A 12,830-nucleotide genomic window follows, 5' to 3' on the forward strand; every position below is an offset into this window, starting at 1 on the left:
GCCGGCTACCGTGGTAGCCGGTTTGCACGTTCACGTTTCACTATCCCAAAGAGGAAAGACCAATGAGCGCTATTGTTGATGTGATCGCCCGCGAGATCCTGGATTCGCGCGGCAACCCGACCGTTGAAGCCGATGTATTGCTGGAATCGGGCGTGATGGGCCGCGCGGCTGTGCCGTCGGGCGCATCCACCGGCGAGCGCGAAGCGCTGGAACTGCGTGATGGCGACAAGAGCCGTTACCTGGGCAAGGGCGTGCTGAAGGCCGTCGAGAACATCAACACCGAAATCGTTGAAGCCATCATCGGTCTGGACGCTGCCGAGCAAGCTTTCATCGACAAGACCATGCTGGATCTGGACGGCACCGAAGACAAGAGCAAGCTGGGCGCCAACGCCATCCTCGCCGTGTCGCTGGCCGTTGCCAAGGCTGCTGCTGAAGAAGCCGGCCTGCCGCTGTACCGCTACGTTGGCGGTTCGGGCCCGATGGCCCTGCCGGTACCGATGATGAACGTGATCAACGGTGGCGAGCACGCATCCAACAGCCTGGATTTCCAGGAACTGATGATCGTGCCGGTTGGCGCGCCGACTTTCCGTGAAGCACTGCGCTATGGCGCGGAAATCTTCCATGCACTGAAGAAAATTCTGCACGACAAGCACCTGCCGACCCAAGTGGGCGACGAAGGTGGTTTCGCGCCGGACGTGGCCAATGCCGAAGAAGCACTGGACCTGCTGCTGCAAGCGGTGGAAAAGGCTGGCTACAAGGCTGGCGAACAAATCCTGATCGCTCTTGACTGTGCCGCTTCCGAGTTCTTCGACAAGGCCACCGGCAAGTACGTGTACAAGAAGAGCGACAAGCGCGAGCTGACCAGCGCCCAGCAAGTCGATTACCTGGAAAGCCTGGCCAACAAGTACCCGATCATCTCGATCGAAGACGGCATGGGCGAGCGCGACTGGGACGGCTGGAAGCTGCTGACCGAGCGTCTGGGCGACCGCGTGCAGCTGGTGGGTGACGACCTGTTCGTGACCAATACCAAGATCCTCGCCGAAGGCATCAAGCGCGGCATCTGCAACTCGATCCTGATCAAGGTCAACCAGATCGGTTCGCTGACCGAAACCCTGGCCGCCGTTGATCTGGCCAAGCGCCATGGCTACACCTCGGTGATGAGCCACCGCTCGGGCGAAACCGAAGACAGCACCATTGCCGATCTGGCCGTGGCCACCAACTGCATGCAGATCAAGACCGGCTCGCTGAGCCGCTCGGACCGTATCGCCAAGTACAACCAGATCCTGCGTATCGAAGAGGAACTGGGCGATGCTGCCTACTATCCGGGCATCGAAGCTTTCTACCAGGTCAAGAAATAATCGGTAGCAGCACAAGCTGTAGTAACATCCAAAGCCGGGGCCTGCGGGTTCCGGCTTTTTTCATTACGATTCATCTCATGCGCATTCTTGCTATCGTTCTCGCCCTGATGATTGCCCTGCTGCAATGGCCCTTGTGGATAGGCAAGGGCAGCTGGCTGCGTGTCTGGCAGCTGGACCAGGAACTGGCGGTGCGCAAGACGCAGAATGGCAAGCTCAGGGAACGCAACGGCGCACTGGAGGCCGAAGTGCTGGACCTCAAGACCGGCACCGATGCGATTGAGGAGCGTGCGCGCAACGAACTGGGCATGATCCGCCCGGATGAGGTGTTCTTTCAGGTGCTCGATTCGCGCAAGCTGGCCTCTGCCGCCAGCAGCGTTGCACTGGCATCGGCACCACTGGCAGCTTCCGCAGCCCGCTAGCAAACTGTGCTGCTGGTGTGGGCCATTCATCATCAAAACACCTGCTGTTATCCCTAACTGTTACCCTTTTGTGCGCGCCGCTATAGTCTGACGATACCGTCAGGAGCGCCGTGTCATGACCGACTTTTCGCACCCGCGCCGCAAGGCCGATACCCTGTACTTCCAGTTGGCGGAAGAACTGGCTCAGGCCATTGCCAGCGGCCTGCTCAAGCGTGGCGAAAAGCTGCCCTCCATCCGAAAATTGTCCACGCAGCGCCAGGTCAGCCTGTCGACGGTGATGGAAGCCTATCGCGAGCTGGAAGACCGTGGCGTGATCGAAGCACGCCCGCAAAGCGGTTTCTATGTGTGCGAGGCGGCCAGCGCTTTTGTCTGCCCTGCGCTGACCCAGCCACCATCGGTGCCACGCAACGTGGTCACACCGGCCGAGCTGTGGCCCTATCACGCGCATGACCTGCACAAGATCAAGGTGGACTTCGGCTTTGCCGTGCTTTCGCCCGAGGTATTTCCCACCCAGCCCCTGCAGCGCCTGCTGGCACAAACCACGCGCTATCAGCCGCGCATGCTGGCCGACTACGGCAAGCCGGCCGGCGATCTGGAGCTGCGCCGGCATATCGCGCGCCGGGCGCTGGCCTGGGGCGGGCACTTCGAGGCCGAGGACGTGCTGATTACCAATGGCTGCATCGAGGCGCTCAACCTCTGCCTGCGGGCGGTCACACAGCCGGGTGACGTGGTGGCGATTGAATCACCCACCTATTTCGGCCTGCTGCAGATCCTGGAGAGCTTCCAGCTCAAGGCGCTGGAAATCCCGACCCACCCGCAAACCGGCATCTCGATTGAAGCGCTGGAGCTGGCCACGCGCAATGGCGAGGTCAAGGCCTGCCTGCTGATTCCCAACTTCTCCAATCCGCTGGGCAGCCTGATGCCGGACGAGAACAAGAAACGTCTGGTCGAATTGCTGGCCAGCCGCAATATCCCGTTGATCGAGGATGACATTTACGGCGAGTTCTATCGCAGCGGCAACCGGCCGCGCCCGGCCAAGGCCTTTGATACCACCGATAACGTGATGCTCTGTTCGTCGTTTACCAAGGTGCTGGCACCGGGCATGCGCATCGGCTGGGTGGCTGGCGGTCGCTGGCGGCGCGAGATCGAAAAGCTGAAGTTCATCAACACCTATTCGACGCCGCTGGCGTTCCAGCAAACCATCGCACGCTTTCTGGAGAACGGTGGTTATGATCACCACCTGCGCCGGCTGCGCCGCATTGTGGCAGAGCAGGTGGATGGTGCCGTAGCAGCCATCCGGCGCTATTTCCCGGCCGATACGCGCCTTAATGTGCCACAGGGGGGCTTTGCGCTGTGGATCGAGTTACCGGAGGCCATCAATACGCGCGAATTGCTCAATCTGGCCATGCCGGAAGGGATCAGTTTTGCCTATGGCGAGCTGTTTTCGCCCAGCCACAGCTATCAGAACTGCATGCGCATCTGTGCGGTGGAGCCGTGGACAACCCGTCATGAGCGGGCGATCCAGCGGCTGGGCGAGCTTTGCCAGCAACTGCTTGCGCAACGTGCTGCAGATGGCGCGGCAAGCGTGCTGCCGGCAGGAGAGGCCGCCTGAGCATGTCGTCCGGGCAGGTTGCCGGGTCAGTACGTGGAAACGCTCATCATTGCGTCGTCATCGCTCGGCGCAAGGCGCATGACGACCTCGCAGCTGGCCGGCCCCTGGTACTGCATCTCTTCGCAGTGCTGCGAATACGACATCATGCAAGGGGGGAGCTGTTCGGATTCATCAAGCATGATGACGTCGAAGCGGCTGCCGCACAGCGAATCCAGCGCCCCTTTGAGGGCGGCCAGATCGTCGATCAGTTCGGCATGGGCGGGCGTGGTGATCAGGCAGGCAGCAATGGCGAGCGCACTGCAGAAAGGACGGAACATGGTGCACCTCCTTTCAAGAGGGTGCCGGGCTAGGGCAAAGGTATGCAGACCCGCTCAAACGGTATTACCGAATTTGAAGGGTGTCTTGATCTGACTATAGCCAGCCCGGCGAGTTTCACCTTACAAAGCGCTCAACCGGATGTGGTCTCCAGACGGACGGAAAGCAGGAACGGGCGGGGGCAGCTGCGCACCCGGCGTGCAGCCTTGGCCGGCTGCGCCACGGGCCGGATTACCGGCTGCTCCAGCACGCTGAAGCGCGCGATGCTGACCGCCTGTACGACCACGCGCTGACTGGTGGTGATCTGACAGGATTCGCCGCTGCGCAGCACGATGTCTTTACCATCGGCAGTCATCCAGATCAAACCGCGTTCGCAGTGAATCCAGCAGCCGCGAATATTGTCCAGACTCAGCAATTCATCGGGGGCAAGTAGCGGCATGGCAGACTCCTGAACGGTGGGGGAATGCATTCAGGATATGCTGCGGCCATGCCGCGAGGCAGAGGCAAACTGTATTGGCAAACAGAACTACACAGTGCAAAAACCAGTGACTGTTATGGTGATTTGGCAACAAAACTGTTTTGATCAGTAAGCGAGTCCATCATTCCATGTCATCACTTGCCATGCCGAAGGCCGCCACCTGATAAGGCTCGCCACGCCGCAAGGCACGCAGCAGGAATCTGGCAGGGTCGATGGCGTCGATCAGCTTGCGCTCAATCGGACAGGGCTCGCCGTTGAGCTGACTGGCCAGCAGCTCGCCTGCCAGCACCGCCCAGGTCAGGCCGCGTGCACCAAAGCCCAGCGATGCATACAGCCCGGCCTGCCGGGGTATTTGCCAGGGCTGGTGGCAGGCGGGGTAGCCGGAATGCCATGGCTGCGGCAAAGCGCCCACCAGCGGTAAACGGTCCGGCGTGGTCGGGCGCTTGCAGGCGCGGCTGCTCAGCACCTGCAAGGCCGTGTTTTCCACCTGAGGCAGCACCGCACGCAGGGCGGCAATATTGCTGGCTTCGGCAGCCTGCAGGTCGCCGCTGAAATCGCTGGCGCCGATGATGCGTTCGCCCTGATAGGCCGCTGTCACATAGGCACGCCCGGCCAGGCTATGCACGGGCAGCGCTGCGCTGTCTGCAATGCGCGTGGCAACCCGCCAGCCATCCCAGACCGGCAGGTCTGCTGCCTGCACCAGTTGGCGCGCGGCAGCTGCATTGGCCAGAATGACGACCGGCGCCTGCGCCAGCAACATACCTTGCGCATCACGGGCCTGCCAGATGCCTGCAGCGGTCTGCTGCAGCACCGTCACTTCCGCGCCATACCGCGCGCTGATGCGATCGCCATGTGCGTTTAGCCAGCCTTGGCAGGCATTGCGTGGGTTGATCCATGCCCCAGTCGCAAACCACCAGCCCCCGTGGGCCACTGGCTGCCCCAGATGCAAGCTGGCGGCATCTGCATCAAGAAAGCGCACCAGCTCGGGCGGCCAGTTTGACTCTGCTGCCAGGGCGGCCATTTGCCCGGCCTGGGCGGCATCCTTGGCCAGTTGCAGTACGCCGTCGGCCGCGTGAAACGGTGCAGCTTCTACGGGCAAGCGGGCCAGACTTTGCAGAGTGGCTGCAGCCCCCGCGCGTGAAAGCCGTGCCAGCAGGTTGTCGTCGCGGGAGCAGTAAACGTGCATCAATCCGGCATGGTTGCCGGACGAGCCGGTAGCGAGGCCGTCGGCAGCCTCCAGCACACTGATCTGCCACCCCCTTGCTGCCAGCCGTTCTGCCGCCGCGCAGCCCGCCAAGCCGGCGCCGATCACAATGGCTGCATGTTCGCCAGCATAGACAGGCTGCGAGCGCGGTATGCGGGCTAGCCTGCCGCGCAGCATGGCCCACTTGGTGCCGAAGCCCTTTAGCTTTTCCACCGCGAAGCCAGCCTCGGTCAGCCCGCGACGGACATCACCAGCGACGGAGTAGGTCGCCAGCGTGGTGTGGGCATGGCTCAGGCGCCACAACTGACGGAACACAAAGGGCGACCAGAGATCGGGGTTCTTGGCTGGCGAAAAACCATCCAGATAAATCGCGTCGGCACGTACATCCAGCTCCGGCAGCATGGCATCGGCGCTGCCGAACAGCAGTGTGAGGGTGACGGTGCCATCGTCAAAGCTCAGGCGATGGAAACCCGGCGTCAGCAGCGGCCATTGGGCCCGCAGCTGCGCAGCCAGCTCCGCCACTTGCGGATAGCCGGCATGCAGGGTGGCCAGATCGGCCGGCGTGAACGGGTGTAACTCCACCGAGACGAAATGCAGGCGCTTGCCGCGCAGCGGGTCTGCCCGCCAGGCCTGCCAGGTGGCCAGGAAGTTCAGCCCTTGGCCGAAGCCGGTTTCCACAATGGTGAAGACATCGCACTGTTGCCAGCGCTCGGGCAGGCCATTGCCCGCCATGAACACGGATTGCGCCTGGCCAAGGCCGCCATCGGGCGAGTGATAGATGTCGTCAAAGCTGGCGGAATAGGGGATGCCGTCAGCATTCATGCTGAGCTGCGCGGGCTGAATGGTGTTCAATTGCGTTACCAAGGCAGATGCGTCAGCCAGCCACGGGGCTGGCCAACGCGCGTACAAAACCGGATTTAACCAGTTTGCACTAGCAGGCGTAAATCCATCTTTGCCGCATTGGCTGGTACAGCATCAGGGCAGCGTATTCCACGGCCGGATAGCCTGGCTACGCAAGCGCAACATGGCCAGGCTCAGGCGTCCCAGCAGCAGGCCGTTCAGGGTGTGCCACAGCCAGTGCGTGCCGAGCGGGAAGCCCTCGCACCACGCTTTGTCGAAGGTGCGGAACCACAGCGAGATGCTGAAAAGCAACCAGCCCTGCCATAGCGCTTTGGCCATCTCTGGCGCAATGCGGCGATGCGCGATGGCCAGCAGCAGCAGTGCCAGCCAGGTGGGCAGATAGAACACCGAGCCATTGAGCGTATCGGCCGGCAGCTGTGTGGCCAGTAGCTGATTGCATACCTGATAGGCCAGCCAGCCGGCCAGTACCTCAAACCAGCGCCAGTGCAGGCCAAAATGCAGCGCCGCCAGCAGATAGACATTGATGAAGAGCAGGATGGGAATAATGTCGAACCAAAGGGCTTCTTCGTCGGCCACCACATGCCAATAAGTGCTGCCGAGGCAGATACACGCCATCAAGCCAACTAGCAGCAAGATGGTTTTGCCATGCCGCACGCCCAGCTCGGTGCCGCGCCATGCGCGCCAGACCCAAAGCGCGGCCAGCAGGAACGCCAGGTTGCTGAGGGTATTGACCGGCTCGCCCCACAAACCGGGTGCGATGCGTTCACAGTATTGGTCGAGATAGGTGCTCATGCCGTGCAGTTTAGAGGGCTGCGGCAACAGCGACATGACATTTTTCTTGCATGCCCGCAGTCAAGTGGGGCGGCCCGCATTGCGGGCAAGAAAAATCCGGCCCAAGGGCCGGATTTTTTGTGCTGCGCCTGATGGCTACAAGGCAGGATCAGAACCACTGGGCGTGGAAGATGCCTTCCTTGTCGGTGCGCTCGAAAGTGTGTGCGCCGAAGTAGTCGCGTTGGGCCTGGATCAGGTTGGCCGGCAGGCGGGCTGCGCGGTAGCTGTCGAAGTAGGCAATGGCCGAGCCGAAGGTCGGCAGCGGGATGCCGGCCTGCACGGCTGTGGCGACCACGTCACGCAACGCAGCCTGATATTCGTTGGCGACGCCGGCAAAGTACGGATCAAGCAGCAGATTGCTCAGCGCCGGGTTCTTGGCGTAAGCGTCGGTGATGTTCTGCAGAAAGCGCGAGCGGATGATGCAGCCAGCACGGAAGATCTTGGCGATCTCGCCATAGTGCAGGTTCCAGTTGCTTTCTTCCGACTGGGCGCGCATCTGTGCGAAGCCTTGGGCGTAAGAGGCGATCTTGGACAGATACAGCGCGCGGCGTACCTTCTCGATGAAGGCGGCTTTGTCGCCCACGGCCGGCTTGCTGGCCGGACCGTTCAGCACCTTGCTGGCGGCGACGCGTTCGGTCTTCAGCGCCGAGATGAAGCGCGCGAATACCGATTCGGTAATCAGCGGCAGCGGCACGCCAAGGTCCAGCGCGCTCTTGCTGGTCCACTTGCCGGTGCCTTTCTGACCGGCTTGGTCGAGGATGTAGTCAACCAGCTCGCCACCGGTGTCTTCATCTTTCTTCTTGAAGATGTTGGCGGTGATTTCGACCAGGAAGCTGTCCAGCTCACCCTTGTTCCAGTCGGCAAACACGTCGGCCAGCTCGGCGTTCGACAGGCCCAGCACGTTCTTGAGGATGTCGTAGGCTTCTGCAATCAGCTGCATGTCGCCGTATTCGATGCCGTTGTGCACCATCTTCACATAGTGGCCAGCGCCATCCGGGCCGATATAGGTCACGCACGGCTCGCCGTCCGGCGCCTTGGCCGAGATTTCCTTCAGAATCGGTGCCACCAACTCATAGGCTTCGCGCTGGCCGCCCGGCATGATGGACGGGCCTTTCAGCGCGCCTTCTTCACCGCCCGATACGCCGGTGCCGATGAAGTTGAAGCCGAGGTCGGACAGTTCCTTGTTGCGGCGGATGGTGTCGGTGTACAGCGTGTTGCCACCGTCGATGATGATGTCGCCCTTGGCGAGCAGCGGTTTGAGTTGTTCGATGGTGGCGTCGGTCGGGCCGCCGGCCTTGACCATCAGCAAAATGCGGCGCGGGGTTTCCAGCGAGTCTACGAACGATTCGAGCGTATGAAATGGCACCAGCTTCTTGCCCGGGTTCTCGGCGATCACTTCGTCGGTCTTGTCCGGCGAGCGGTTGTAGATCGATACCGAGTGGCCACGGCTTTCAATATTCAGCGCCAGGTTGCGGCCCATGACGGCCATACCGATGACACCGATTTGTTGCTTGGACATTTCTTCTGCTCCTGTCGTTGCGCAAGTTGGTTCAACTGCGCCGGGTCCCAAGATGATTCAGCCTGATGGGCTTCACGCTGATATCGGGGTCTATCGCCACCAGATCAAGATGCCGAAGCCCAAATATAGGTGTTTAAAACAAATTCGTTGACTGCGCTGCCGCAGCCCGGCTGTCTGCACGGACCGGATGCTGAGTCATTTCGTCAGCATCTGCGGCTACCTGACGAATCCTAACATTAAAGCTGCCGGGTTGCAGATACGGATGCACCCTAGATGGCGCGATTTGACTGGATTTTGCGCCGAAAAATGAAAAAGGCCGGCATGTAAGCCGGCCTTGCAAACTACATTGCTGCGTATCAGTCTTCGCGGCGCATTTGCGGGAACAGGATGACGTCGCGAATGCTCGGCGCATCGGTCAGCAGCATCACCAGGCGGTCGATGCCGATACCGCAGCCGCCGGTCGGGGGCAGGCCGTATTCCAGCGCGCGGATATAGTCGGCATCGAAGTGCATGGCTTCATCGTCACCCTTGTCCTTCAGGTCCACCTGGGACTGGAAGCGGGCGGCCTGGTCTTCGGCATCGTTCAACTCCGAATAACCGTTGGCGTGCTCACGACCAACCATGAACAGCTCAAAGCGCTCGGTAATGCCCGGATTATTGTCGTTGGCACGTGCCAGCGGCGACACCTCGGCCGGGTAGTCGATGATGAACGTCGGCTCCCACAGCTTTTCTTCGGTCGTCTCGTCGAACAGGCTCAGTTGCAGGCCACCGATGCCGTCGGTCAGCACCGGCTTGGCGCCCAGACGAGCCAGCTCGGCCTTGAGGAAGGCGCGGTCGTGCAGTTGTTCGCTGGTGTAGTGCGGGTTGTAGTGCTGGATCGCGCCGGCGATGGTGAAGCGCGCGAACGGCTTGGACAGATCAACCTGCTTGCCCTGGTATTCGATCACGGTGTGGCCGATGACTTCCTTGGCAGCATAACGGATGACGCCTTCGGTCATGTCCATCATGCGCTGGTAATCGGCATACGCCTCGTAGAATTCCATCATGGTGAACTCGGGGTTGTGGCGTGTGCTCATCCCCTCGTTACGGAAGTTGCGGTTGATCTCGAACACGCGCTCCATGCCGCCCACGACCAGACGCTTCAGGTACAGCTCCGGCGCAATGCGCAGGAACAGCGGCATGTCGAGGGCGTTATGGTGCGTGGTGAAAGGCTTGGCCGTGGCACCGCCCGGAATCGGGTGCATCATCGGCGTTTCCACTTCCAGATAACGCTCGTTCACCATGTATTCGCGGATCTTCTGCACGATCTTGCTGCGCTTGATGAAGGTGTCGCGGCTTTGCTCATTGGTGATCAGGTCAACGTAGCGCTGACGGTATTTCTGCTCCTGATCAGCCAGGCCGTGGAACTTGTCCGGCAGCGGGCGCAGGCTCTTGGTCAGCAGGCGCAGCTCGGTCACCTGCACCGACAGTTCGCCGGTCTTGGTCTTCATCAAGGTGCCACGTGCGGCGATGATGTCGCCCATGTCCCAGGTCTTGAAGCTGGCGTAAACGTCCTCACCCACGCTGTCGCGGCTGATGTAGAACTGGATACGGCCCGAGGTGTCCTGCACGGTGGCAAAGCTGGCCTTGCCCATCACGCGCTTGAGCATCATGCGGCCAGCCACGCTGACAGTGACTGCCTTGGCTTCCAGCTCTTCTTTCTCGACTTCGCCATATTTGGCATGCAGGTCAGCAGCCAGGTGCTCGCGCTTGAAGTCGTTCGGGAAGGCGATGCCTGCCTCGCGGATCGCCTTCAGCTTGGCACGGCGCTCAGCCATGATCTGGTTTTCGTCTTGCTGGACGACTTGTTCTTGTTGATCGCTCATCTTCAATTCCGTTTTTCGCTGCGGCGCGTTGCGCCAAATAATCCTTAGGGCAGGGCTTAGACGCCTTGTTTCAGGCTGGCTTCGATGAAGCCATCCAGATCGCCGTCCATTACGCCCTTGAGGTTGCCCACTTCGTAGCTGGTACGCAGGTCCTTGATACGGCTCTGGTCGAATACGTAGGAGCGGATCTGGTGCCCCCAGCCGATGTCCGATTTACCGGCTTCCAGCGATTGCTGGGCTTCCATGCGTTTGCGCAGCTCCAGCTCGTACAGCTTGGCGCGCAGCATCTTCCATGCCTCGTCGCGGTTCTTGTGCTGGGAGCGGTCGTTCTGGCACTGCACGACGATATTGGTCGGGATGTGCGTCAGGCGCACGGCCGAATCGGTCTTGTTGATGTGCTGACCACCGGCGCCCGAGGCGCGGAAGGTGTCGGTGCGTACGTCGGCCGGGTTGATTTCGATTTCGATGCTGTCGTCGACTTCCGGATAGACGAAGACCGAGCAGAACGAAGTATGGCGGCGCGCGTTCGAGTCAAACGGCGACACGCGCACCAGGCGGTGCACGCCGGTTTCGGTGCGCAAGAAGCCGAACGCGTAGTCACCAGTCAGCTTGATGGTGGCGCTGGTAATGCCGGCCACTTCGCCTTCCGATTCTTCCATTACCTCGACATTGAAGCCCTTGCGCTCGCCGTAGCGGATATACATGCGCAGCAGCATGCCGGCCCAATCCTGCGCTTCGGTGCCACCGGCGCCCGACTGAATGTCGATGAAGCAGGGACTCGGGTCCATCGGGTTGTTGAACATGCGGCGGAATTCGAGCTTGGCGATTTTCTCTTCCAGCGCCTGCGCATCTTCACCGATGGCGGCGAGGGTGTCGAAATCGTCTTCCGACTTGGCCATGTCGAACAATTCCTTGGCGTCGGCGGCGCCACCGGCCACCTCGTCCAGCACCACCACCACGTCTTCCAGCGCTTTGCGCTCGCGGCCGATTTCCTGTGCTTTCTTCTGGTCGTTCCAGATATCCGGGTCTTCGGACAGACGGACCACTTCCTCAAGACGATCACGCTTGCCCGGATAATCCAGGTAGCGTTTCAGTTCGTCCGCGCGGTTGGCGAGGTCGGTCAGGTGGTTGTCGATCTGGTTGAGCTGTTCGGCTTCCATCACGTTCTGCATCGATTGGAAAACCGGGCATTATACCGTATTGGTGCGCATCAATCGGGATAATGCTTGGCGATTTGCTCCAATTTGTCACCGATGCCCAGCAAAGCATCGACGATATCGGGATCGAAGCCGCTGCCACGCAAGCTGCCGATGATTTCACGCGCAGCCTCGTGCGTGTGCGCCGGCCGCCACGGGCGATCAGAGGTCAGCGCATCATAGACATCCACAATGGCCACCAGCCGCGCAGGCAGCGGGATTGCCTCGCCCGCCAGCCCTTGCGGGTAGCCGCTGCCATCCCAGCGCTCATGGTGACCCCACGCCATGTCTTCCGCACTTAGCAACAACGGGGACGGGGTATCGACCTGCCTGGCCATGGCCAGGATCAGCTCGCGCCCACGGGCAACGTGCTGGTGGATTTCGCTCATTTCAGATGCCGAGAGCGTCTCTGGCTTGTTGAGTATCTGCGCCGGCACGCCGATCATGCCAATGTCGTACAGCGCCATGGCCTTGAACAACAACTCGATCTTTTCCTCGCCCAGCTCGGCAGCCAGGCGCGGGTGCTCGTGCAGTTGCCACGCCAGTGCCGCCAGATAGTGCTGGCGGCGCTGCAACGGCGCACCTTGCTGGCCGGTTCCCAGCTGCGTGAGGGCGGCCATGGCTCGCAAGGTGGCATCCTGCATCGCAACCAGATCGCGCGTGCGCTCCTTCACCAGATGCTTGAGGTATTCATCCTGGCTGTGCAGGAAGATGCGGGCATGGGAAAGCTCGACCAGCGTCTCGATGCGCGCCAGCAGCAGCGGCAGATGCAGCGGCCTGGCCAAGTAATCGGCTGCGCCATGACGCAGGCTGGCATCGATGTCGGCCGGGGCTGCAGCATCGGCGATCAGCAGGATGGGCAGGTGCTGGGTTGTGCCGTCTTGCTTCAGCTGACGGCAGCAGTCGAGTCCGTCCATTTCCGGGGCCGAGATATCGATCAGGATCAGATCGATGGCATTTGCATCATAGCGCGCGGCAAGCAGTGCTTTTTCAGCGCTGGTGGCAAGCTTGATGTCGACATGGGGCTTGAGCAGATCGTTGAGCGCCACCAGCGCATCCGACGCGCTGTTGACGATCAGTACCGTCCGCTTCTGGGTATAGTCCAGCGGGTTGTTCATTCAGTGTCCGTTTTGCCGTTGCCGGTCTATCGCCGGCGTTCAGGTGCCGCGCGG

General features: G+C 61.2%; 11 protein-coding genes. 3 read left to right on the forward strand and 8 right to left on the reverse strand.

Features of this window, described 5'->3' with window-relative positions:
- The first annotated feature begins 62 nt into the window (after nt 1-62).
- From eno to B9A19_RS08545, 3 genes are all read left to right on the forward strand, one after another.
- Nucleotides 63-1,358, forward strand: coding sequence for a phosphopyruvate hydratase (gene eno / locus B9A19_RS08535; RefSeq protein ID WP_084090361.1), 1,296 nt, complete (start codon nt 63-65; stop codon nt 1,356-1,358).
- Between the two features lie 77 nt (nt 1,359-1,435).
- On the forward strand, nt 1,436-1,777 hold the full coding sequence (ftsB, locus tag B9A19_RS08540; RefSeq protein ID WP_084090362.1) for a cell division protein FtsB: 342 nt from the start codon (nt 1,436-1,438) through the stop codon (nt 1,775-1,777).
- A 115-nt stretch (nt 1,778-1,892) separates the two neighbouring features.
- On the forward strand, nt 1,893-3,389 hold the full coding sequence (locus B9A19_RS08545; protein WP_084090363.1) for an aminotransferase-like domain-containing protein: 1,497 nt from the start codon (nt 1,893-1,895) through the stop codon (nt 3,387-3,389).
- A 26-nt stretch (nt 3,390-3,415) separates the two neighbouring features.
- On the opposite strand, the gene B9A19_RS08550 is transcribed toward B9A19_RS08545, so the two are convergent.
- The 8 genes from B9A19_RS08550 to B9A19_RS08585 all read right to left on the reverse strand — a co-directional run bounded on the left by B9A19_RS08550 (nt 3,416) and on the right by B9A19_RS08585 (nt 12,776).
- Nucleotides 3,416-3,706, reverse strand: coding sequence for a hypothetical protein (locus B9A19_RS08550; protein WP_084090364.1), 291 nt, complete (start codon nt 3,704-3,706; stop codon nt 3,416-3,418).
- Nucleotides 3,707-3,837: 131 nt separating this feature from the next.
- Nucleotides 3,838-4,143 (reverse strand): DUF2917 domain-containing protein, encoded by a 306-nt coding sequence (locus B9A19_RS08555; RefSeq protein ID WP_176216853.1) that lies wholly within the window; start codon nt 4,141-4,143, stop codon nt 3,838-3,840.
- Nucleotides 4,144-4,303: 160 nt separating this feature from the next.
- A complete protein-coding gene (mnmC, locus tag B9A19_RS08560) occupies nt 4,304-6,295 on the reverse strand; it encodes a bifunctional tRNA (5-methylaminomethyl-2-thiouridine)(34)-methyltransferase MnmC2/FAD-dependent 5-carboxymethylaminomethyl-2-thiouridine(34) oxidoreductase MnmC1 (RefSeq protein WP_308418222.1) in 1,992 nt (663 codons plus the stop codon).
- A gap of 66 nt (nt 6,296-6,361) precedes the next feature.
- Entirely contained in the window at nt 6,362-7,075 is a 714-nt protein-coding gene (locus B9A19_RS08565; RefSeq protein ID WP_084090367.1) for a ceramidase domain-containing protein, read from the reverse strand.
- 112 nt (nt 7,076-7,187) lie between these two features.
- Nucleotides 7,188-8,597: an NADP-dependent phosphogluconate dehydrogenase gene (gene gnd, locus B9A19_RS08570; protein WP_084090368.1), complete on the reverse strand. Its 1,410-nt coding sequence runs from the start codon at nt 8,595-8,597 to the stop codon at nt 7,188-7,190.
- Between the two features lie 356 nt (nt 8,598-8,953).
- Nucleotides 8,954-10,462 (reverse strand): lysine--tRNA ligase, encoded by a 1,509-nt coding sequence (lysS, locus tag B9A19_RS08575; RefSeq protein WP_084090369.1) that lies wholly within the window; start codon nt 10,460-10,462, stop codon nt 8,954-8,956.
- A gap of 56 nt (nt 10,463-10,518) precedes the next feature.
- Nucleotides 10,519-11,622: a peptide chain release factor 2 gene (gene prfB, locus B9A19_RS08580; protein ID WP_084090399.1), complete on the reverse strand. Its 1,104-nt coding sequence runs from the start codon at nt 11,620-11,622 to the stop codon at nt 10,519-10,521.
- A gap of 50 nt (nt 11,623-11,672) precedes the next feature.
- On the reverse strand, nt 11,673-12,776 hold the full coding sequence (locus B9A19_RS08585; RefSeq protein WP_084090370.1) for an HD-GYP domain-containing protein: 1,104 nt from the start codon (nt 12,774-12,776) through the stop codon (nt 11,673-11,675).
- Nucleotides 12,777-12,830: the final 54 nt, after the last annotated feature.

The sequence above is a fragment of the Andreprevotia lacus DSM 23236 genome, assembly GCF_900176275.1.
Classification (GTDB): Bacteria; Pseudomonadota; Gammaproteobacteria; order Burkholderiales; family Chitinibacteraceae; genus Andreprevotia; species Andreprevotia lacus.